20 protein-coding genes are annotated in these 21481 nt (G+C 72.1%); 10 read left to right on the top strand and 10 right to left on the bottom strand.

The genetic code is table 11. From position 1 onward, the window contains the following. Nucleotides 1-90 precede the first annotated feature (90 nt). Nucleotides 91-876, bottom strand: coding sequence for a glucosamine-6-phosphate deaminase (gene nagB, locus ACZ4SW_RS27005; protein ID WP_468250798.1), 786 nt, complete (start codon nucleotides 874-876; stop codon nucleotides 91-93). Nucleotides 877-1227: 351 nt separating this feature from the next. Here nagB and ACZ4SW_RS27010 point away from each other — a divergent pair, with 351 nt between their 5' ends. Next, nucleotides 1228-2298, top strand: a complete 1071-nt coding sequence (locus ACZ4SW_RS27010; RefSeq protein ID WP_468250800.1) for an SIS domain-containing protein — start codon at nucleotides 1228-1230, stop codon at nucleotides 2296-2298. Nucleotides 2299-2352: 54 nt separating this feature from the next. On the opposite strand, the gene ACZ4SW_RS27015 is transcribed toward ACZ4SW_RS27010, so the two are convergent. Further along, the gene (locus ACZ4SW_RS27015; RefSeq protein WP_468250802.1) at nucleotides 2353-3105 is read right to left on the bottom strand and encodes an SDR family oxidoreductase; all 753 of its coding nucleotides are present in this window, start codon (nucleotides 3103-3105) and stop codon (nucleotides 2353-2355) included. Between the two features lie 94 nt (nucleotides 3106-3199). Here ACZ4SW_RS27015 and ACZ4SW_RS27020 point away from each other — a divergent pair, with 94 nt between their 5' ends. Beyond that, entirely contained in the window at nucleotides 3200-3925 is a 726-nt protein-coding gene (locus ACZ4SW_RS27020; RefSeq protein ID WP_468250804.1) for a TetR/AcrR family transcriptional regulator, read from the top strand. A gap of 495 nt (nucleotides 3926-4420) precedes the next feature. Then, nucleotides 4421-5887: a sensor histidine kinase gene (locus ACZ4SW_RS27025; protein WP_468251043.1), complete on the top strand. Its 1467-nt coding sequence runs from the start codon at nucleotides 4421-4423 to the stop codon at nucleotides 5885-5887. Nucleotides 5888-6114: 227 nt separating this feature from the next. Here the strand turns inward: ACZ4SW_RS27025 and ACZ4SW_RS27030 are convergent, their stop codons facing one another. Then, nucleotides 6115-6372, bottom strand: coding sequence for a WhiB family transcriptional regulator (locus ACZ4SW_RS27030; RefSeq protein ID WP_003992873.1), 258 nt, complete (start codon nucleotides 6370-6372; stop codon nucleotides 6115-6117). Nucleotides 6373-6693: 321 nt separating this feature from the next. Next, nucleotides 6694-7662: a diacylglycerol/lipid kinase family protein gene (locus tag ACZ4SW_RS27035; RefSeq protein ID WP_468250806.1), complete on the bottom strand. Its 969-nt coding sequence runs from the start codon at nucleotides 7660-7662 to the stop codon at nucleotides 6694-6696. Nucleotides 7663-7798: 136 nt separating this feature from the next. Between ACZ4SW_RS27035 and ACZ4SW_RS27040 the strand changes: the two genes are divergently transcribed. Further along, nucleotides 7799-8251, top strand: a complete 453-nt coding sequence (locus ACZ4SW_RS27040) for a hypothetical protein (RefSeq protein WP_468250808.1) — start codon at nucleotides 7799-7801, stop codon at nucleotides 8249-8251. Nucleotides 8252-8581: 330 nt separating this feature from the next. On the opposite strand, the gene ACZ4SW_RS27045 is transcribed toward ACZ4SW_RS27040, so the two are convergent. The 3 genes from ACZ4SW_RS27045 to ACZ4SW_RS27055 all read right to left on the bottom strand — a co-directional run bounded on the left by ACZ4SW_RS27045 (nucleotide 8582) and on the right by ACZ4SW_RS27055 (nucleotide 10665). Beyond that, entirely contained in the window at nucleotides 8582-9721 is a 1140-nt protein-coding gene (locus ACZ4SW_RS27045) for an RNA polymerase sigma factor SigF (RefSeq protein ID WP_468250810.1), read from the bottom strand. Continuing rightward, nucleotides 9718-10131: an ATP-binding protein gene (locus tag ACZ4SW_RS27050; RefSeq protein WP_103839295.1), complete on the bottom strand. Its 414-nt coding sequence runs from the start codon at nucleotides 10129-10131 to the stop codon at nucleotides 9718-9720. The genes ACZ4SW_RS27045 and ACZ4SW_RS27050 overlap by 4 nt, the downstream gene beginning before the upstream one ends. A 273-nt stretch (nucleotides 10132-10404) precedes the next feature. Continuing rightward, nucleotides 10405-10665 (bottom strand): UBP-type zinc finger domain-containing protein, encoded by a 261-nt coding sequence (locus ACZ4SW_RS27055; RefSeq protein WP_468250812.1) that lies wholly within the window; start codon nucleotides 10663-10665, stop codon nucleotides 10405-10407. Nucleotides 10666-10726: 61 nt separating this feature from the next. Here ACZ4SW_RS27055 and ACZ4SW_RS27060 point away from each other — a divergent pair, with 61 nt between their 5' ends. After that, a complete protein-coding gene (locus ACZ4SW_RS27060; RefSeq protein WP_468250815.1) occupies nucleotides 10727-12322 on the top strand; it encodes a Na+/H+ antiporter in 1596 nt (531 codons plus the stop codon). Nucleotides 12323-12334: 12 nt separating this feature from the next. Here the strand turns inward: ACZ4SW_RS27060 and ACZ4SW_RS27065 are convergent, their stop codons facing one another. Then, a complete protein-coding gene (locus ACZ4SW_RS27065) occupies nucleotides 12335-13342 on the bottom strand; it encodes a 1-aminocyclopropane-1-carboxylate deaminase/D-cysteine desulfhydrase (RefSeq protein ID WP_468250817.1) in 1008 nt (335 codons plus the stop codon). A gap of 90 nt (nucleotides 13343-13432) precedes the next feature. Here ACZ4SW_RS27065 and ACZ4SW_RS27070 point away from each other — a divergent pair, with 90 nt between their 5' ends. From ACZ4SW_RS27070 to ACZ4SW_RS27085, 4 genes are all read left to right on the top strand, one after another. Next, entirely contained in the window at nucleotides 13433-14839 is a 1407-nt protein-coding gene (locus ACZ4SW_RS27070) for a family 2B encapsulin nanocompartment shell protein (protein ID WP_468250819.1), read from the top strand. 165 nt (nucleotides 14840-15004) lie between these two features. Beyond that, nucleotides 15005-16117 carry a family 2 encapsulin nanocompartment cargo protein polyprenyl transferase gene (locus ACZ4SW_RS27075; protein WP_468250821.1) on the top strand — a complete coding sequence of 371 codons (1113 nt, stop codon included), beginning with the start codon at nucleotides 15005-15007 and terminating at the stop codon, nucleotides 16115-16117. A 285-nt stretch (nucleotides 16118-16402) separates the two neighbouring features. Then, the gene (locus tag ACZ4SW_RS27080) at nucleotides 16403-16999 is read left to right on the top strand and encodes a GNAT family N-acetyltransferase (protein WP_468250823.1); all 597 of its coding nucleotides are present in this window, start codon (nucleotides 16403-16405) and stop codon (nucleotides 16997-16999) included. Nucleotides 17000-17056: 57 nt separating this feature from the next. Beyond that, nucleotides 17057-17257 carry a hypothetical protein gene (locus tag ACZ4SW_RS27085; RefSeq protein WP_468250825.1) on the top strand — a complete coding sequence of 67 codons (201 nt, stop codon included), beginning with the start codon at nucleotides 17057-17059 and terminating at the stop codon, nucleotides 17255-17257. Nucleotides 17258-17375: 118 nt separating this feature from the next. On the opposite strand, the gene ACZ4SW_RS27090 is transcribed toward ACZ4SW_RS27085, so the two are convergent. Next, on the bottom strand, nucleotides 17376-17792 hold the full coding sequence (locus ACZ4SW_RS27090; RefSeq protein ID WP_468250827.1) for a VOC family protein: 417 nt from the start codon (nucleotides 17790-17792) through the stop codon (nucleotides 17376-17378). 17 nt (nucleotides 17793-17809) lie between these two features. Further along, the gene (locus ACZ4SW_RS27095) at nucleotides 17810-18241 is read right to left on the bottom strand and encodes a helix-turn-helix transcriptional regulator (protein ID WP_468250829.1); all 432 of its coding nucleotides are present in this window, start codon (nucleotides 18239-18241) and stop codon (nucleotides 17810-17812) included. A gap of 106 nt (nucleotides 18242-18347) precedes the next feature. On the opposite strand from ACZ4SW_RS27095, the gene ACZ4SW_RS27100 reads away from it, so the two are divergent. Beyond that, nucleotides 18348-21479, top strand: a complete 3132-nt coding sequence (locus ACZ4SW_RS27100) for an ATP-binding protein (protein ID WP_468250831.1) — start codon at nucleotides 18348-18350, stop codon at nucleotides 21477-21479. Nucleotides 21480-21481 lie beyond the last annotated feature (2 nt).

Here is a 21481-nt window from a genome sequence, read left to right on the forward strand (position 1 = left end):
GAGTACATCCAGTACGCGGGCGATGCTCCGCCTTGCGATGTACCGCACCGGACGCCGCGAGCTTCCCGGCAAACCTTTCCGGTCACAGCACTAGATGCCCTGCCAGTCGGGCTTGTTGGCGTAGGTGTGGCGGAAGTAGTCGGCGAGCTTCAGCTTGGACGCGGCGGCCTCGTCCACGACGACGGTCGCGTGCGGGTGGAGCTGGAGCGCGGAGGCCGGGCAGACGGCGGCGACCGGGCCCTCGACGGTCGCGGCGACCGCGTCCGCCTTGCCCTCGCCGGTCGCCAGCAGCACCAGGTGCCGTGCCTCGAGGATCGTGCCTATGCCCTGGGTGATCACGTGGTGCGGCACCTGGTCGATGTCGCCGGCGAAGAAACGGGCGTTGTCGATGCGGGTCTGCTCGGTGAGCGTCTTGATCCGGGTGCGGGAGGCGAGCGAGGAGCACGGCTCGTTGAACCCGATGTGCCCGTCGGTGCCGATCCCGAGCAGTTGCAGATCCACGCCACCGGCTGCGGTGAGCGCCCTGTCGTACGCCTCGCACGCACCCTGCACGTCCTCCGCGGTGCCGTCGGGCCCCAGGAAGGCGTCCATGCCTATCCCGAGCGGCTCCAACACCTCCCGCCGGAGGACGGAACGGTAGGACTCCGGGTGGTCCGCGGGGAGCCCGACGTACTCGTCGAGCTGGGCGACGCGCGCCCGCGAGACGTCCACGGCACCGGAGCGCACCTTGGCCGCGAGCGCCTCGTAGACGGGCAACGGTGTCGACCCGGTGGCCACACCGAGCAGGGCGTCGGGCTTGCGTCGGAGCAGCTGCGCCATGGCCTCGGCGATGAGCTCGCCACCCGCCTGGGCGTCCGGAACGATGACAACTTCCACGCTGGGCCTGCCGATCTGAGGAGAGGGACGGGGAACCGGGGGAGTGGACCATGTGGTTTAGACCAATCTAACAGAGCCGGGGGTGCCGACGGGGCTGGGGACAGGGCTGTTCGCCGGTGAGGCGGAGGGTGGTCTCCCACAAGCCGGCGGCCTCCCGAACACGATGGCCGGGCAGGGCGCTTGCCGGGCGGATCGCGGCCGACGCCACGACGGGTCCGCCCCGCTCCGCCCGGTATCCCCGGACGCACATCCGCCACACCGTCCCCGGCGAGGCGCCGTCCGGTCCGAGGGGGTGGAATAGGAGCCGTCACCCCAGAGCGAGAGGCACTGCCCACCCCCGGGAGGAACCCCATGACGCCGACGACACCGGACCCTCAGCGAGATCTGCCGGGGCGGACCATGGCCCGGGAGATGGCCGAACAGCCCGCCGTGCTGCGCCGCATCCTGGACGAAGGGGCGCCGCGCATCCGGGAGGTGGCCCGCGAGGTCGCCGCCCGCAGGCCCCGGTTCGTGCTGCTGACGGCCCGCGGCACCTCGGACAACGCCGCGCTCTACGCCAAATACCTCCTGGAGATCCGCCTCGGCCTGCCCTGCGGTCTCACCTCGATGTCCACGACCACGGCCTACGGCGCCCGCCCCGACCTCACCGACGTCCTCGTCATCACCGTCAGCCAGTCCGGCGGATCCCCGGACCTGGTGGCCTCGACGCGCGCCGCCCGCGAGGCCGGCGCCCTCACGCTCGCCGTGACCAACAACCCGGACTCACCGCTCGCCGCGGTCTCCGAGTACCACATCGACATCATGGCCGGTGAGGAGAAGGCCCTCCCCGCGACCAAGACCTACACCGCCTCCCTTCTCGCCCTCTATCTCTTCGTCGAAGGACTGCGCGGCGGCGACGGCGCCCCCGCGAAGGCACTGCCCGACCTCGCCGAGCGACTCCTCGCCCGGCAGGACGAGGTCCGCACCCTCGCCGCCCGCTACCGCTTCGCCGAGCGCATGGTCATCACCTCGCGCGGCTACGGCTACCCCACCGCGAAGGAAGCCGCCCTGAAGCTGATGGAGACCAGCTACATCCCCGCCCTCTCCTACTCCGGCGCCGACCTCCTGCACGGCCCGCTCGCCATGGTCGACAACGTCTCGCCGGTCATCGCCGTCGTCACGGACGGCAAGGGCGGCGCCGCGCTCCAGCCCGTGCTCGACCGGCTGCGCGGCCGCGGCGCCGACCTCGTCGTCATCGGCCCGCGCAGCCAGGTCGAGCAGGCGTCGGCCGGGTTCGTCCTGCCGACCGAGGGCGTGGCCGAGGAGGTCCAGCCGATCCTCGAGATCATCCCGCTCCAGCTCCTGGCGTACGAGGTCACCATCGCCCGTGGCCAGGACCCGGACGCCCCGCGCGCCCTGGCGAAGGTGACGGAGACCCACTGAGGAGCGACCGGGTGTGCGGGGCGTCGCGACGGGCGAACGTTGCCCGTCGCGGCACTACATGAGCGAGCCTCCCGTCGCGTCGACCCAGCTTCCCGTGACCCAGCGGCCGGCGTCGGAGGCCAGGAACGCCACCACGTCCGCCACGTCCGCCGGGGTGCCCACGCGGCCCAGTGCCGATATCGAGGCGGCCCAGGCCGCGCCGTCCGGTGTGCCGTGCAGCAACTCGGCGGTGTTGTCGGTGTCGATGATCCCGGGCGCCACCGAGTTCACGGTGATGCCGCGAGGGCCCAGCACCTTGGACAGGTCGCGGGTGAAGACGTCCAGTGCGGCCTTGGTCATCGCGTACGCGCTCAGCTGCGGCATCGCCGCCGTCCTGGACAGGCCGGAGGAGATGTTGATGACGCGACCTCCGTCCCTCAGCCGGTCCAGGCCCTGGCGCACGAGGAAGAACGGCGCCTTCACGTTCACCGCGAAGACCTTGTCGTACTCCTCCTCGTCGATCTCGGGCAGCGGGCGCGTACTGCCGATCCCGGCGTTGTTGACCAGGATGTCCACCCCGTCCGCATGGCGGTCGAACGCCTCCCACAGGGCCTGCACGTCGCCCGGCAGTCCCAGCTCGACGCCGATCGCGAACGCGGAACCGCCCGCCCTCTCGATGGCGGCGACCGTCTCCTTCGCCGCCGACTCGTTCCTGCCGTAGTGCACCCCCACCCGCGCACCGTCACGTGCCAGCCGCTCGGCGATTCCCCGGCCGATGCCCCTGCTCGCCCCCGTGACGAGCGCGGTCCTCCCCGTGAGCACACCCATGCCGACACCCCTCCAATTCCCTAGCGGTCGATACAGAAAAGACCGTACCGCAGGGCGGCGACATTTCTCTAGCACCCGCTATAAAATCCACCCCATGGTGGAGAGCCAGGACAGCGACCGAGTGCCCGAGCCGCGACCCGGGGCCCCGACGGAGACCGTGCCGGAGCGTCGGCCCGCGAACGGGCCGGCATCCGCACCCGGCGGCTCCGGGCCCTCCCGCCCTCGCGGGCGCCCCCGCTCCTTCGACCGCGAGACCGCGCTCGAAAAGGCCCTCCTCGCCTTCTGGGAGCACGGCTACGAGGCCACCTCCGTCTCGGACCTGACCCGGGTCATGGGGATCGGCGCACCGAGCCTGTACGCGGCGTTCGGCGACAAGCGCTCCCTCTTCGAGGAGGTCGTCGGTGTCTACGGAGAGCGGTACGGGTCCTTCGGCGACCGTGCCCTCGCCGAGGAGCCGACCGCTCGTGCCGCCTTCGAGCGCATGCTCCGCGAGGCCGCCGAGAGCTACACGGCCCCCGGGCGCCCGCACGGCTGCCTCGTCATCCACGCGGCCACCAACTGTTCGACGCCCGAGGTCGAGGAGTCCCTGCGGGCGCGGCGCAATGCCAACATCGACGCCTTCGAGAGCCGTGTCCGGGCGGGAGTCGACGCCGGTGAGCTGCCCGCCGGCACCGATGCCCGCGGCCTCGCCCGGTACGTCGGCGCGATCATCCAGGGCATGTCCCAACAGGCGCGCGACGGAGCGACCCGGGAGGACCTGGAGGCTCTCGCTCAGGTCGCCCTGACCGTCTGGCCCCGCGAGGCAGCGTCCGGGGGCTAGGCTCCGGGTGAGTGGTCGAGGCGTCCGGCCGGCGGGATGCGCGACGGCGGGGATGTCTGATAAAGAGACAACAACAAACATCCTCCAACGCATGGACACAGGCGCCGGGACACAGCACCATGGTCTCGTCGGCGTGGTCTAGTCCACCAGACCACCGCCTGTGGGTTAAACAAGTAAAGCCACAAAGCCCCGCCTTCCCCGCACAGGAAGGCGGACCGGGGAACCGGCGCTCTCTGCCCTGACTGCTCCGGCTCCTCGGCCTTCGGCCGACCGGGACCGCACACCCCACGGCCGTTGATGCTCCGGGCTGCGGTGCCGGGAGGGTTGAGGGTCCCTCCCAGGCGCCGCGGCCCGCGGGTGCTTCCGGGGCCGTGCGAGCCGCACCGCGACCGCCTCCTCGGCGGGGTCGTACGGGACGTGCGCCGCTGGGTCACCCGCGCCGGCCGATTTCGATCCATGTCCGAACGCCCAGGTACCCTCGCACACGTGCCCTCCATGAACGAGCTGGTCCGCCAGCACACCGCCCTCAGCGACTCCGACCTGGAGTGGTTGCATCTGCTGGTGTCGGAGTGGCAGCTGCTGTCCGATCTCTCCTTCGCCGACCTGGTCCTGTGGGTGCCCACTCTCGACGGCACCCGCTATGTGTCGGTGGCGCAGATGCGCCCCAACACCGGCCCGACCTCCTACCAGGACGACATGGTCGGCCACCTCGTCCCCCGCGGCCGCCGCCCGATGCTGGACGCGGCGCTGGACGAGGGCCGGATCGTGCGTGAGGGCGACCCCGAGTGGCGCGAGGAGGTCCCGGTCCGGGTCGAGTCCATCCCCGTACGCTGCGGCGGACGCGTCCTCGGTGTCATCGCGCGCAACACCAACCTGCTGACCGTGCGCACACCGAGCCGGCTGGAGCTCACCTACCTGCAGAGCGCGTCCGACCTGGCCCAGATGATCGCGGCCGGCGCCTTCCCGTTCCCCGACCAGCAGGTCGACATGGACGCCTCACCGCGCGTCGGCGACGGACTGATCAGGCTCGACGCGGACGGCACCGTCCAGTACGCGTCACCGAACGCCCTGTCGGCCTACCACCGGCTCGGCCTCGCCGCCGACCTCGTCGGCCACCACCTCGGCAAGACCACGGCGGAACTCGCCCCGACGAAGGGGCCGGTGGACGAGGCGCTGGTCAAGCTGGCGAGCGGATGGGCGCCGCGCGAGTTCGAGATCGAGGCCAACGACGGGGTGATCCAGTTCCGCGCGATCCCCCTCAAGCCCAAGGGCACCCGTATCGGTTCGCTCGTCCTGCTCCGGGACGTCACCGAACTGCGGCGGCGGGAGCGGGAGTTGATCACCAAGGACGCGACCATCCGGGAGATCCACCACCGGGTGAAGAACAACCTCCAGACGGTCGCCGCCCTGCTCCGCCTCCAGGCCCGCCGTATCGATTCCGAACGCGGCCGGGAGGCCCTGGAGGAGGCCGTGCGGCGGGTCGGCTCCATCGCGATCGTGCACGAGACGCTGTCCCAGAACCTGGACGAGCGGGTGGAGTTCGACGAGATCGCCGACCGGGTGCTCGCGATGGTCGCGGAGATCTCGCCGGGCACGGTCACGGGCCGGCGCAGCGGCCGCTTCGGCATCCTCGACGCGGAGGTCGCCACCCCGCTGTCCATGGTGCTCACCGAGGTCCTGCAGAACGCCCTGGAACACGGCTTCCGCCAGGGCGACACCGGCACGGTCGAGGTCTCGGCCGTCCGTGGCGGTACGGCGAAGGAGGCGCGCCTTCTGGTCACCGTCCAGGACGACGGGGTCGGCCTGCCCGAGGGCTTCGACCCGCAGACCGCGGGCAACCTCGGGTTGCAGATCGTGCGGACGCTGGTGGAGGGGGAGTTGGGCGGGACCTTCGACATGGTTCCGGCTCCGGGGCGCGGCACGCGGGTGATCCTGGACATCCCCGTCCGTGCCCAGAAATGAGCCGACGCGGCGGCCGAGCACATACCGGCACCGCCGTGCCCCGGCACCGCCGCCCTCGGCGACGCGTGGCCATGTCCACACAGCAATGAGCCCCGGACCACCAAGTGGTCCGGGGCTAAAGCTCGTTGGTGCCAGCTGCTGCTAGCGACTGCGCGCTGCGGCTCGGGGGCGGGAGAAGCGTACTCGCTGTACGCGCCGCCAAGCTCAGGCTCGTCGGGGCGGGTGTGTCAGGCGGAGGCCTGACGGGCCCGGTTGCGGGCGGCGCGGCGCTTCATGGCGCGGCGCTCGTCCTCGCTGAGACCACCCCAGACGCCGGAGTCCTGGCCGGACTCGAGCGCCCACTGCAGGCACTGCTCGATAACCGGGCAGCGACGGCAGACGGCCTTGGCTTCCTCGATCTGCAGCAGCGCAGGACCGGTGTTGCCGATGGGGAAGAAGAGCTCGGGGTCTTCCTCGCGGCAAACGGCGTTGTGACGCCAGTCCATGGCTGCTACCTCTCCGTGGTATTACGTGCAGATTGCTTGTGAATGTGAACGCTTTCACGAATCCCTCAACAAGTGAAGGGCCGATCGTCAGACTCACTGACGTGGTCCTGTGAATTGGAGAGGGGTTCGGGCGCTCTCGACGGGAGCCGGTGTTGCGGGCTGTCCCGAGCGCCACGTAGAGACTCGCAAACCTCGGCGGCGGATACAACCCCTTCCGGAAAGTTTTTTTTGATTCCTTGGTGTCGACTAGGTCACAGCCGTACTTCCAAGGGGTGGATCCTGGCCTAAACGTTCGAGTGAAAGGACTTTGGCCCGTTCTGCTCACACAATCACACGCAGTGCACGGCGTACGCCTGTGAACGTCACGCTGGTCCGCACTCCGAGGTGGTCGCCGTCCATCTGCAGGGGCAGGGGCACCTTCGAATGCAAGGTGAAGCGGGTCAGGTCGTGCAGCGAGACGACGTGCCTGCCCTGGGGTCCGCGCTCGGGGGACGAAGTGAGCAACTGGGTCGCATACCGGGCAACCGAGGCCGCCGAGAGGCGGCTCAGGGCGAGCACGTCGAGGGCGGTATCGAACGAGGCCTTAGGTGAGGCGTACACCGGACGATTGCCGAGAAACGTCCAGGGGGCGGTGTTGCAGATTATGGACATCACCAGATCGGTGACCGGCTCCTCACCCTCACGCTCCAGGGTGATCGTGCCGTGCCTGCGGTTCGGTTCGCCCAGGAACTGCCGGGCCACCTGGCGCAGATACAGCGCATGGGTGGACCGCTTGCCCTGCTCCCTCTGCTGCTCCACCCGGCCGACCACACCGGCGTCGAAGCCGAGGCCGGCGTTGAAGGTGAACCAGCGGGAGGGCGCCGCCTCGTCCTCGGTGCCCGGGGTGCCCGCGGCGAGACCGAGGCCGACCGTGCGTTCCCGGCGCTCCCGCAGGCCGTCCAGGATGGCGCCGGTGGCCTCCACGACATCGTTGGGCAGGCCGAGGGCGCGGGCGAAGACGTTGGTCGAGCCACCGGGCACCACGGCCAGCAGGGGCAGGCGGTCGGGGTCGGGGCCGTGGTGCAGCAGGCCGTTGACGACCTCGTTGACCGTGCCGTCCCCGCCGAGCGCCACGACCAGGTCTATGTCCTCGCTCTCCGCGGCCTGACGGCCCAGGTCCCGGGCATGTCCCCGGTACTCGGTGGTCACCGCCTCGAGCTTCATCTCGCTCGCCAGCGCGTGGATCAGGACGTCACGAGTACGTGCGCTTGTGGTGGTTGCCGCCGGATTGACCACGAGAAGTGCACGCATGGTGTGCAGGGTACCTACTGAGCGGTACTCGACCCCAGCCCGGGTAGGGATGCGGTAAGAAGCCCGGCAGTGGCCTTGGGCACAGCGGCGCCGGAGCACCGGCGGCGGGGCCCGGCCCGAGGGCTACCCTTCAGGGGTGAGCGCTGAGCAGAACCCCACCCCTGAGAGCCGCGAAGCCGGGCCCCGCCCCGCGCGGCTGACCGCCGCGGCGGCGCTGGCCGGCCTCGAGGGGCTCGCCCTGGTCGCGGGCGGCGTCTGGACGCTCGTCCTGGGCTTCACGGGCTCGCCGGACGACCGTCGTCAGGCCGTCACCCTGGGCATCACCCTGATCGTGCTCGCACTGCTGCCCCTGCTGGCGGCGCGCGGTCTGCTGCTGCGGCGCGGCTGGAGCCGGGGGCCCGCCGTCATCACCCAGATCATGGCGCTGCCGGTGGCGTACAACCTGCTTAGGGCCGACAGCGTCGCGATCCCCGTCGGCATCGTGCTCGCGGTCGTCGCGGTGACGGCTCTGGTGCTCCTGGTGAACCCGGCGACGACGCAGGCCCTCGGAATCCGCGGACCCGGCCGTGCGGAGGAGCCGAAGCGCTAGGGAGTAAGGGAGACCCTCCGCCTTGCGCCGCACCGCACCGGCCCCCGCGCGTTGATCCGACGCGCATGGCCGGACATCCCCTGTCGGCGTGTCCGGCCGCCGACCCTCGTTGGCGCGTGGGGCCTGGCACGGACCTCGCCGAGTGACTCCTGCCCGGACGCGCCGACGGCATGGCGGTCGTCGCCGAGGAGCCCCAGTGGCCCAGTGGCACTGCGGGCATGTAGGTCGGCAGCCCTGCGCGCGGGCGCCACGTGCCGAGCCGAAGCGACGCGGCGGCCGGGACACCGCCCGGCCGCCGAAGAATGCCGCCGACCGGCACCCCGAGCCGCCCTACTCCTCCACCAGCAGCTTGTCCCGCAGCTGTGCCAGCGTCCGGGCCAGCAGACGCGAGACGTGCATCTGGGAGATGCCGACCTCCTGCGCGATCTGTGACTGCGTCATGTTGCCGAAGAAGCGCAGCAGCAGGATCCGCTTCTCCCGCGGCGGAAGGTCCTCCAGCAGCGGCTTCAGCGACTCGCGGTATTCGACGCCTTCCAGCGCCTCGTCCTCCGCGCCCAGCGTGTCCGCGACCGCCGGGGACTCGTCGTCCGTGTCGGGGACGTCCAGGGACAGCGTCGAGTACGCGTTGGCGGACTCCAGGCCCTCCAGGACCTCCTCCTCCGAGATGGCCAGCTTCTCGGCCAGCTCGTGGACCGTCGGGGAGCGGCCGTGCTGCTGCGACAGCTCGGCCGTCGCCGTCGTCAGGGCCAGGCGCAGCTCCTGCAGGCGCCTCGGCACCCGTACCGCCCAGCCCTTGTCGCGGAAGTGCCGCTTGATCTCGCCGACGACCGTCGGGGTTGCGTAGGTCGAGAACTCGACGCCCCGCTCCGGGTCGAAACGGTCGACCGACTTGATCAGACCGATGGTGGCGACCTGGGTCAGATCGTCCAGCGGCTCACCCCGGTTGCGGAAGCGGCGCGCGAGGTGCTCGACGAGCGGCAGGTGCATGCGGACCAGCTGGTTGCGCAGCTCCGCGTACTCCGGGCTGCCTTCCTTCAGCTTGCGCAGTTCGACGAACATCGCCCGCGCGCCGCTGCGGTCCTGTGGGTCGTGCTGTGCGCCGACCGGCACACCCTGCTCAGCGTTTCGCTCGTGCTCGCTCATCGTCCCGCCCGTCGTCCTTCCCCGAGCTCTCGACTCCGCTCGAGCAGGGGAGGCCCCGTTCCCTCCGGAGGACGTGCTCGTGGCTCCGCCTGGATCCCGTCGTCCGCCGCCCCGGGCGGAGAGCGCCTCGTCCGCCCCGGCCGGTCCCGTCGGCACGGGTGCCATGACCGCCGAAGCCTGGCCCTCCGGGTGCGGACGAGCCTGCTCGGGGATGCCGTCCACGCCTTCCGCCGTGCGTCGCGCCCCGCCCGGGCCGCCCGCGCTCCCGGCGGAGAACTTCCGTGTGCCGCGCTCTTCGTCCCGCACCGGCCCGTCCCCGTTCGTCACGCCGGCCCGGGTCCCGCGCCGCGCTGTTTGTAGAGGCTGATGGACACGGTCTTGTCGTCGGAGACCGCGGAGGAGACCTTGCCGGCCAGCGCCGACAGGACGGTCCAGGCGAAAGTGTCCCGCGAGGGGGCATGGCCGTCCGTGGTCGGGGCCGCGACCGTGACCTCCAGCGAGTCGTCGATGAGCCGGAAGACACAGCTGAGCACCGAGCCGGGCACGGCCTGCTGCAGCAGGATCGCGCAGGCCTCGTCGACCGCGATGCGCAGGTCCTCGATCTCGTCGAGGGTGAAGTCCAAACGGGCCGCGAGACCGGCCGTGGCCGTGCGCAGCACCGACAGGTAGGCACCCGCGGCCGGCAGCCGGACTTCCACGAAGTCCTGGGTCGCGGGCTCGCCTGCGATCTGGGACACCCTCACCTCCAAGGTGATACAAGCTGTTTCGGGGACCGAGGGTCACCCCCCGGGGTAACGCCCCTCGTGGTTCAGCGGTGACGCTATCGCGCTCTCAACGTACCTGTCCCGGGACCCCGACCCCTTACTGTCACTCATAGTAAACCCATGTATACGCACAGTGGCTAGGGGTCTGCCGGAATCAATTGGGAAGAGCGCGCGCCGGTTTGACGTACCCGGACGCCGGACCGGCGAACCGTCCCGGTCCAGGGTCACACAGGCGCGGGTCGCGGGTCACACGAGTACATGGTCGACGAAGCACCAGCGCCAGTTCTCGCCCGGTTCGAAGGTGCGCATCACCGGGTGGCCGGTGGCCTCGTGGTGCCCCGTGGCGTGCCGCAGGGGCGAGGAGTCGCAGCAGCCCACGTGTCCGCACTCCAGGCACAGCCGCAGTTGCACCGGGTGCGTGCCGGCGGCGAGGCACTCCAGGCAGGTCTCGCTCTGGGGCTCGGGCTCGGGGTGCGGCAGCGCGCCGGCATGCGTGCACTGTTTCATGATTGCCAGATTACGACGGCTCCGTGGGTAGCGGGCGGAAAAAGAGGGCGGGCGGAAGACGATGAACGTGGTGCCACTGCTGTTGCTGGTCGCCGGCAGCGCGGCCGTCGCCGGGGCGGCGCGTCGCACCCCGGTGCCCGCGCCCCTGCTGCTCGTCGCGGTGGGTCTGGCCGTCTCGTACGTGCCCGGCGTGCCCGGGTACACCCTCGACCCCGAGGTCGTCCTGCCGCTGGTGCTGCCCCCGCTGCTGTACACGGCGGCCACCGACAGCTCCTACCTGGACCTGAGGGCGCAGATGCGGCCGGTGGCGCTGCTGTCCGTCGGGTACGTGCTCTTCGCCACGCTCGCCGTGGGCTGGGCGGCCTACCTGATCGTGCCGGGCCTGCCGCTGACGGCGGCCCTGGTGCTGGGCGCGGTGGTCGCGCCGCCGGACGCGGTGGCCGCGACGGCGGTCGCCCGGCGGGTGGGGCTGCCGTCACGGATCACCACCATCCTGCAGGGCGAGTCCCTGGTGAACGACGCGACCGCGATCACCGCCTACAAGGTGGCGCTCGCCGCGGCGGTCGGCGAGGGCGCGACCTGGACCGGCGGGGTGCGGGAGTTCCTGCTCGCTGCGGTCGGCGGGGTCGTGGTCGGTCTGCTGCTGATGATGCCGATCCACTGGCTGCGCACCCACCTGAAGGAGGCGCTGCTGCAGAACACGCTCTCCTTGTTGATCCCGTTCGTCGCCTACGGGGCCGCGGAGTGGGTGCACGCCTCCGGCGTGCTCGCCGTGGTCGTCGTCGCCCTCTACCTCGGCTACCACAACTGGCAGGTCGACTTCGCGACCCGGCTCCAGGAGGAGGCGGTGTGGAAGATGGTCGCGTTCGTGCTGGAGTCGGCGGTGTTCGCGCTCATCGGACTGCAGTTGCCGGTCGTCCTCAGAGGGCTGGGGCCCTACGAGGGCACGCGCGCGGCCTGGTACGCGGTGGTCGTGTTCCTGGTGGTCGTCGTGTCCCGGTTCGTCTGGGTGTATCCGGCGACCTTCCTGCCGCGTGCGCTGTTCGGACGCATCCGCGAGCGCGAGGAGAACCCGACCTGGAAGGGACCGTTCATCATCGGCTGGGCGGGGATGCGGGGCGTGGTGTCGCTCGCGATCGCCTTCTCCATCCCGCGGACCGTGCACGGCGGCGGCGCGTTCCCCGACCGCAACCTGGTCCTCTTCCTGACCTTCACGACGGTGATCGGCACGCTGGTGGTGCAGGGACTGAGCCTGCCCCCGATCATCCGGCTGCTGCGCCTGCCGGGCCGCGACCCCCAGGCGGAGACGCTCGCGGAGGCGAACGCCCAGGCGCAGGCGTCCCGGGCCGCCGAGCAGCGTCTGGACGAACTCCTTCAGGACGAGCGCAACGCGCTGCCGCCGCCACTGGCCGACCGCCTCCGCACGGTCCTGGAGCGCCGCCGCAACGCGGTCTGGGAGCGGCTGGGCTCGGTGAACCCGGTGACCGGCGAAACGGTCGACGACACCTACCGGCGTCTGTCCCGCGAGATGATCGGCGCGGAACGGGAGGTCTTCGTCAAGCTGCGCAACCACCGCTACATCGACGACGAGATGCTTCGCACCCTGCTGCGCCGCCTGGACCTGGAGGAGGCGGCGGCGTACCGGGAGGCGACATGAGCCCCCGCCGGGTCAGGGGAAGGGGCGGCCCGTGATCACGGCCGCCACCGTCGTCCCCCTCGGGAACGCCCCTTCCTCGGCGAGCGTGACGAGTCCGTACAGCAGCTTGGCGACATAGAGACGCTCCACCGGCAGGCCGTGGCGGGAGGCGAAGTCGGTTGCGAACGCATCGAGATCGGGGGATGTGCGGGCGTACCCGCCGAAGTGGAAACGGCCGTCCAGGGACCAGGTGCCGCGGAGACCGCCGAAGGCGCGGGTCTGCAGGGCGGTCACCTCGGCGGCCAGGAAGTCGCCCTTCAGGACGGGAACGCCCAGGGCCCGCTGGCCGGCGGCGAGGCCCGCGGCGAGGCCCGCCAGCGTGCCGCCGGTGCCGCAGGCCACGGCGACCACGTCCGCCCGGCCGCGCAGTTCCTCGCCGAGCGCGCGGCAGCCTCGCACGGCGAGGGAGTTGCTGCCGCCTTCCGGCACCACGTACGCCTCTTCGGCGTCCGCGGCGCGCACTATGCCGGCCAGCGTCTCCGGCTCCGTCTTGTGGCGATACGTCGACCTGTCGACGAAGTGCAGCCGCATGCCGTCGGCCGCGCACCGGGCCAGCGTGGGATTGAGCGGACGGTCGGCCAGTTCCTCGCCCCGGACCACTCCTATCGTCTCCAGCCCCAGCAGCCGCCCCGCCGCGGCCGTGGCCCGCAGATGGTTGGAGTACGCGCCGCCGAAGGTGAGCAGGGGGCGGCCCGCCGCGGCCCGCAGGTTGGGGACGAGCTTGCGCCACTTGTTGCCGCCCACGTCCGGGTGGATCAGGTCGTCGCGCTTGAGCAGCAGCCGCACGCCGTGCCGGGCGAACCGCTCGTCCACGACCTCCCGCAGCGGCGACGGCAGGCGCGGACGCAGCGCGGTCGCCGGGTCGGGCGTTTCACGGTCATATCGCGCGTCAGGGCTGGTCACCCCGCCATTGTCGGACACCTGCCACCGCCCGCAGTCGCTCGCAACCGCGCTCCAGTGCCCAGCCCCACGGTGATCCATTCCCGCTCAATCGTGTAATGGTGCGACCACGTTGTGTGATGGGAGTCTTGTTGCCGCAGATCAGACGCATGACCGGGAGGGGCATTACCAATGTCGGTAGGCGAAGAGGTCCGCGCCGGGGAGAACAGGCCGCAGCAGAGCCTCGGCACCGCGGCCGCGCGGAACCTGGCCACCACCACCAAGTCCGCACCCCAGATGCAGGAGATCAGCTCACGGTGGCTGCTGCGCACGCTGCCGTGGGTGAACGTGCAGGGCGGCACGTACCGGGTGAACCGCCGCCTCACCTACGCGGTCGGCGACGGCCGTGTGACCTTCGTGAAGACCGGCGACCAGGTCACGGTGATCCCCGCGGAGCTGGGCGAGCTGCCCGCGCTGCGCGCGTACGACGACCTGGACGTGCTCGGCGAACTCGCCCAGCGCTGCCAGCAGCGCAGGTTCGCGCCGGGGGACGTGCTCGCCGAGTTCGGCAGTCAGGCCGACGAGGTGTTCCTGCTCGCGCACGGCAAGGTGGAGAAGATCGGCACGGGCCCCTACGGGGACGACGCGGTGCTGGGCGTCCTGGCAGACGGCGCCTACTTCGGCGACCAGGCGCTGATCGACCCGGACGCCATCTGGGAGTACACGGCCCGCGCGGTCACCGCCTGCACGGTGCTCGCCCTGCCCCGCCGGGACGTCGAACAGGTCGCGGAGCGGGCTTCCTCACTGAGCGACCACCTCCAGCGGCAGCGCTCGATCCCCGCCCAGCGCACCAACAAGTACGGCGAGAAGGAGATCGACCTCGCCGCCGGCCACAGCGGCGAGCCGGACATCCCGCACACCTTCGTCGACTACGAGGCATCGCCCCGCGAATACGAACTGAGCATCGCCCAGACCGTCCTGCGCATCCACACGCGCGTGGCCGACCTCTACAACCAGCCGATGAACCAGACCGAACACCAGTTGCGGCTGACGGTCGAGGCGCTGAAGGAACGCCAGGAGCACGAACTCATCAACAACCCCGACTTCGGGCTCCTGAGCAACTGCGAGTACGACCAGCGGCTGCAGCCGCACGACGGCGTGCCGAGCCCCGACGACATGGACGAGCTGCTCAGCAGGCGGCGAGGCACCAAGCTGTTCCTGGCCCACCCGCGTGCGATCTCCGCGTTCGGCCGCGAACTCAACAAGCGCGGACTCGTGCCGGAGACCATCGACATTGGCGGCAACCGCATCCCCACCTGGCGGGGAGTGCCGATCTACCCCTGCAACAAGATCCCGGTCAGTGAGGCCCGTACGACCTCGATCATCGCCATGCGTACCGGAGAGGAGGACCAGGGCGTCATCGGTCTCCGTCAGTCCGGCATCCCCGACGAGATCGAACCGAGCCTGTCGGTGCGGTTCATGGGCATCAACGAGCAGGCGGTCATCAGCTATCTGGTGACGGCCTACTACTCGGCCGCCGTCCTGGTCCCGGACGCGCTGGGGGTCCTGGAGAACGTCGAGATCGGCCGCTGGAGGTGACGTCGTTTCCCGGCTCGTTCGCCCACGGGGCACTATCACCCGCCATCCGCGAGCGGCATCCGGTGTCGCGCCCGTCACTGCGGGTAGATCCTCCGGGTATGTGCCCGGTGGCAGCGGAAGCGTCACCGTCCGCAGACTCAACGAGGCGGTCCCATGGGTGAGTTCATGACGGAGCCGAAGCGGGGAAGCGCCCTCGCACGGCGTGGTCCGGCCGGCACCCCGAGGCGGCGTGACCCGCTCCCGGGCCGGCCGGCCCCGCCCGACGGACACGAGGCGGCGGCGATCCTGGAGCATGCCCGCGCCGCGGTCGACCCGGCGCTGCGCCGGGCCGTCGACTCGCTGCCCGGCTCCATGCGCCGGATCGCGCGCTACCACTTCGGCTGGGAGCACGCGGACGGCACCCCGGCCACCGGCAACGCGGGCAAGGCGATACGACCCGCGCTCGTGCTGACCGCCGTCCGGGCGCTGGGCGGGCAGGAGGCGGCCGCCGTAGGGGCCGCCGCCGCGGTGGAACTCGTCCACAACTTCACGCTGCTGCACGACGACGTGATGGACCGGGACACCACCCGAAGGCATCGCCCCACCGCGTGGACCGTGTTCGGCGACGCCGATGCGATCCTCGCGGGGGACGCCCTGCAGGCGCTGGCCCTGCGCCTGCTCGCCGAGGACCCGCACCCGGCGTCGGGTGCGGCCGCCGCCCGGCTCGCGGCCTGCGTCGTCGAGCTGTGCGCCGGGCAGCACGCGGACACGGCCATGGAGCGGTGCGGCCCCCACGAGGTCACCGTCGCGGAGGTGCTCGCCATGGCCGAGGCGAAGACGGGCGCCCTGCTCGGCTGCGCCTGCGCGCTCGGCGCACTGTACGCGGGGGCGGACGCGGCGGACGTCGAGGCGCTGGACGCGTTCGGCCGTGCGGCCGGGCTCGCATTCCAGCTCATCGACGACGTGATCGGCATCTGGGGCGATCCCAGCCGCACCGGCAAGCCGGCCGGAGCGGACCTCATGGCCCGCAAGAAGTCGCTGCCCGTGGTCGCCGCGCTCACCTCCGGCACACCGGCGGCGGCCGACCTCGCGGAGCTGTACCAGCGGCCCTACCAGGAAGGGGAGTTGGAGCGCACCGTGCTCGCCGTCGAGCGGGCGGGCGGTCGTGACTGGGCGCAGTCGCAGGCGGCCGACCGGATGGGCCGGGCGATGCAGGAGCTGTCCCGCGCGATCCCCGACCCGGAGGCGGCGGGCGGTCTGCTGGCGCTGGCCGAGTTCGTCACGCGGCGCAGCACCTGACCGGCACCACCGCCGGACCCCGGAGCCCCGGGCCCGCGCGGCTCCTGACCCCGCACGGTCCCGGAGGTTCCGGCCGGGCGGCCCTCCGCACCTCACCGCGATGTGCGGAGGGCCTGCCTCTTCCTGCCCTGCGTCCCCGCGGCCGATCGAGAGGCGGCCATCCCCGCCTCCCTGCGAGATGCGGAGGCCCGCCGGCTCCCGCCCCGCCTCACCGCGGCCGATCCCGTTCCGGATAGGCTGCAACCGCCGTACGTAGTAGCGGAGTTGACGCGAGGGGGCGGGCTGATGGGCGTGGCCATTCGGGCAGCCGACGGGAGCGATCGCGAGCTGGTCGTCCGGCTGCTGGACGAGGCGTTCCAGAACGATCCGGTCAGCGGCTGGGTCTTCCCGGGAGAGGAGTACCGCCGCAGGACGCACCCCCGGCTGATGGCCGCGTTCACCGACGTGGTGCTCGTCGAGGGCCGCATCGACCTGACCGAGGACGGCGCGGCGTGCGCGCTGTGGCTGTCCGTGCCCGCCGGGGACCACTCGGAGGGCGGGGAAGGGGACGAGGCGGTGCGGCTGCGGGAGGCCGTCGACCCGGAGAACGAGCGCGTGGAACGGATCGCCCGGCTGGTGGCCGAGGTGCACCCCGCGGACCGCGCCCACGAGTACCTGTGGATGATCGCCGTGGCCCCCGCACGCCAGGGCGAAGGACTGGGCACCGCGCTCATCCAGCACGTCCTCGACCGCTGCGACCGCGAGGGCCTGCCCGCCTACCTGGAGGCGAGCAGTGCCCGCAGCACCCGGCTCTACGAACGCCTCGGCTTCGCCTGCACCGGACGCACCGTGGACCTGCCGGACGGCCCGCGGATGTGGCCGATGTGGCGCGAGCCGCGCTGAACCCAGCGACCCGATCCAGGGCGGGCGCCGCGCCCGTACCCGCCCTACGCTGGAGGCATGGGCAGCCAGGACCACGTCTGCCCGTCCTGCGGGCAGCCCGTCGCCACCGTCGTACGGCGCCACAAGACGCTGGGCGCCGTCGTCCCCGTATGGCGCCCCGGCCCCTGCCGGAATCCGCAGTGCCCGGCGAGTGCGGCCCGGGAACCCGGGCAGACGCAGCGGGACCGGCGCGGGGCACGCGCCGGGAAAGACCGCTAGGGGGCGTCCGACGACTCCCGCCGGGGCATGGTCCCTCTTCTTGCAGACGGGGCACGGGCTCGTACCGTCACCGTCTCCCGTGCCGTCCGCTCGCGCGCAGAGGCGTTTCCCGCGCCGGTCAGGCGCTGCGGCGCTCGTTGAAGCGCAGCAGGTTGCCCGCCGGGTCGCGGAAGGCGCAGTCCCGCACGCCGTACGGCTGGTCCATGGGCTCCTGGAGGACTTCCGCGCCGGATTCCCGGACACGGGCGAAGAGGGCGTCGCAGTCCTCGGTGGAGAAGATGACACCGCGCAGGAGGCCCTTGGCGAGCAGTTCCGCCATCGCGCGACGGTCGGCGGGGGAGGCGTCCGGGTTCGCCGCGGGGGGCTCCAGGACGATCTCCACGTCCGGCTGGAGCGGGGAGCCGACCGTCACCCAGCGCATCCCCTCGAAGCCGACGTCGTTGCGCACCTCCAGGCCGAGGACGTCCCGGTAGAAGGCGAGCGCCTTGTCATGGTCGTCGACGGCGATGAAACACTGGGAGAGCTTCACGTCCATGGGACCAGGCTAGAACGCTAGAGCTGCTCGCGAGGGTCTGTCCTTGTGTCGCCCGGCCGTCCCCGGCGGGGCCGCGTCAGGTTCTTCGCCACGCACGGCGGAATCGGCGCCCCCTGCTCGTGCGACCGCGCCCGGTACGAGCTCGGAGTCTCGCCGACCAGTTCCGTGAAACGTGAGCTGAAGGACCCCAGCGAGGTGCAGCCCACGGCCATGCAGACCTCCGTCACGGTCAGGTCGCCGCGTCGCAGCAGCGCCTTGGCCCGCTCGATACGCCGGGTCATGAGGTAGCCGTACGGCGTCTCCCCGTACGCCTCGCGGAAGCTGCGCTGGAAGTGCCCCGGCGACATCAGCGCGGTGCGGGCGAGCGCCGGTATGTCCAGCGGCTCGGCGTACTCGCGGTCCATCCGGTCGCGTGCCCGCCGCAGCCGGACCAGGTCCTCCACATCCACGCCGTCACTATCGCACGGGCCACCGACAACGGACCCGCGCCGAAGCGGCTCCCGCACCTCGGCAAAGGAAGCCGCAAGATCCACGGGGCCCCTCTAACCTACTCGGGTGACGATCGAGCTGACCTTCCTCGCACGGGTGTCCTATCGCGGGCGGGAGGTCAGCGGACCCCGGCTGCGTGGACTGCTCGCGCTGCTGGCCGACGAGCCGCGCGCCGGGTGCAGCGTCGCCCGGCTGGTGGACGGGCTGTGGCCCGACGAGCAGCCGGAGAATCCCACCAAGGCGCTCCAGGTCCTGGTCTCCCGCGCCCGCTCCCAGTTCGGCCCCGACACCATCGCCGCCACCCCCACCGGCTACCGGCTGGCCCTGGACGCCGAGGCCGTCGACACCTCCGCCGTGCTGCTCGCCGCCACCCGCGCCGCCCGCGCCGCCCGGGACGGCGACCACACCGCCGCCCTCGCCCACGCCGAGGCCGGGCTGGCCCACTGGGACGCACCGCCCGGCGCGGAGATGTCCGACGATCCGGTCTCGGCGTTGCGGGCGGCGCGCGCGACGACGTACGCCGCCCTGGTACGCGCCCGCGCGCTGGCCCTGGCGCGGCTCGGCCGCCACGCGGAGGCCGTCGAACCGCTCACCGCGCTCGCCGCCGGCCACCCGCGCGACGAGGAGATCCTCGCCGAGCTGCTGCGCTGCGAGGCCGCGACCGCCGGCCCGGCCGCCGCACTCGCCCGCTTCGACGCCTACCGCCGCGCCCTGCGCGACGACCTCGGCACCGACCCGGGCCCCGCCCTGCGCGCGGTCCACCAGGAGCTGTTGCGGGAGGAGGCGCCCAGCGTGCGCCGCGGCATCCCGCACGAACCGAACCCGCTGCTCGGCCGTGCCGACGACATCGCGGCCGTGGCCGGGCTGCTGCGCACCTGGCGGGTCGTGTCGATCGTCGGCCCGGGCGGCCTCGGCAAGACCCGGCTCGCGCAAGTGGTAGCCCGCGAGGCCGAGCAGAAGGCCGTCTACTTCGTCCCGCTCGCCGGGGTCACCCGGGACGACGACGTGACCGCCGAGGTCGCCTCCGCCCTCGGCATCGCCGAGACCGTGCACGCCGACCCGCTCACCGGGATCGCCACCGCCCTCGGCCCCGGCCCCGCCCTGCTCGTCCTCGACAACTGCGAACAGGTGGTGCGCGGCGCCGCCGACCTGGTGCGCGCCCTCGTCTCCCTCACCCGCGACCTGCGCGTCCTCACCACCAGCCGTGCCCCGCTCGGACTGACCTCCGAATCCGTCCACCTGCTGCCCGAGTTGAGCCTCGCGACCACGGTCGAACTGTTCGAGCAACGGGCCCGCGCCGCCCGTCCAGGCGTCGACCTGCCCCCGGGGCCGGTCCACGAACTGTGCCGCCACCTCGACGGGCTGCCCCTCGCCGTCGAACTGGCCGCCGCCCGCGTCCGCGTCATGTCGGTCCCCGAGATCGCGCGACGCCTCGACGACCGCTTCGCCCTGTTGCGCGGCGGCGCCCGCGACGCGCCCGAACGGCACCGCACCCTGCTCGCCGTCGTCGACTGGAGCTGGCACCTCCTCGACGAGGCCGCGCAGCGGGCCCTGCGGGCCCTGTCCGTCTTCCCGGACGGCTTCACCGCGGACGCGGCCGCCCAACTCCTCGGAGACGGCGACGTGGTGGAGGATCTCGTCGAGCAGTCGCTGCTCAAGGTCGCGGACACCCCGTCCGGAGCCCGCTTCCGGATGCTGGAGACCGTACGGGAGTTCAGCACCGCCCGCCGGAAGGAGGCCGGTGAGGCAGAGCAGGTCACTCGCCGGTTCCTGGCGTGGGCACGGGAGTTCGGGATCCGCCATCACACCTCCGTCCCCGACGCCGACTCCTTCCTCGACATCGCCCCGGTCCGTGCCGAGCAGGACAACCTGCTGCACGCCCTGCGCCTCGCGCTCGCCCGCGACGAGGCGCCCACCGTCGTGGCGTGCGCCGCCGTGCTGGCCGGCCTGTGGAACATCGAGCCCCGCTTCACTCGCCTGATCGCGCTCATCGAGGAGACCGGCCACCTCCTGAGCCACTTCCGGCCCGGGCCCGCGCTCGTGGAAGCCACCCGCACGGCCGCCGCGTTCTTCGCCTCCGACCTCTTCCTGCTCCGGGGCGTCGACCCCCACGCCCTGCGGTTCGTCACCGTCCTGCGCCGGCTGCCGCCCGCCCCGCCGGACACCGTCCCCCGCGCCCTCGCGACTGTCCTCGCCGACGCCCGCGCGGTGCTGGCGCCCGTCGCGCCGCCGCACACCATGCCCTTGGCCGCCGCCGTCGCCGAGATCGTCACCGGGTACGTACGGGAGGCGCACGGCGACACCGAGGGCGCCCTCGCCGCCGCGGACCGCATGCTCGACGCCCTCGACGACGACCGCCGCCCCGCCGTCCTGCTGCTCGCCCACTCCCGCATCGGTGAGCTCAGCCTGAAGCTGGAGCAGGGCGAACGGGCCCGGCACCACCTGCGGGTGGCGCTCCACCTCCAGGAGCGGCTCCTCGGGCTCGGCCCCGGCCCCGACGGCATCGGGATCCGCTGGGCGCTCGTCGTGGCCGCGCTGCTGCTCGGCGACGTCGACGAGGCCCAGTACTGGCTCGAGTTGTCGACATCCCAGGACGCCGACGACGCGTACGACGCCTACGGTCAGGCCACGTTCCAGCGCGGGGTGCGCGCCGAGATGCTGCTCGCCCGCGGCGAGACCGAGGCGGGACTGCGCATGTGGCGCCGGGCCGCCGAGCCCTCCCCGGTGGCCGAGAGGCCGTTTCCGCCCAGTGAGCCGCCCGGTTTCGAGTCCTGGACGCTGGAGGCCCAGGGCACCGCGGTGATCGCCCACGCCCAGCACGGCCGGCTCGACCAGGTCGCGGAGCTCGTCGGTGAACTCCCGGGCAAACTGCGGACCCTGCTGTCCGGACCCGCCGTCGACCGGCCCGCGTACACGGCCCACCTCGCCCTCTGCAGCGTGCTGCTCCTCGCGCTCGCCCTGGTGGAGCTGGACCGCGGCGCCGCGGCCCCGGCGGCCCGGCTGATCGCCCTCGCCGAACGCTGCCGTTTGCTGCGCAACTTCCAGCCGACGATGTCCTCGGCGCGCGTCGACGAGGCGGTGGAGCGTGCCGACAGGGCGGCGTACGAGGACGCGGTGTCCACGTACGCCGCCCTGGGGCGTGAGGAGTTGCGGGCCGAGGCGCTGAAGCTGCTGGACGCGCTGGAGGACCGTCGGTGACG

Source organism: Streptomyces sp. NPDC028331 (genome assembly GCF_055565775.1).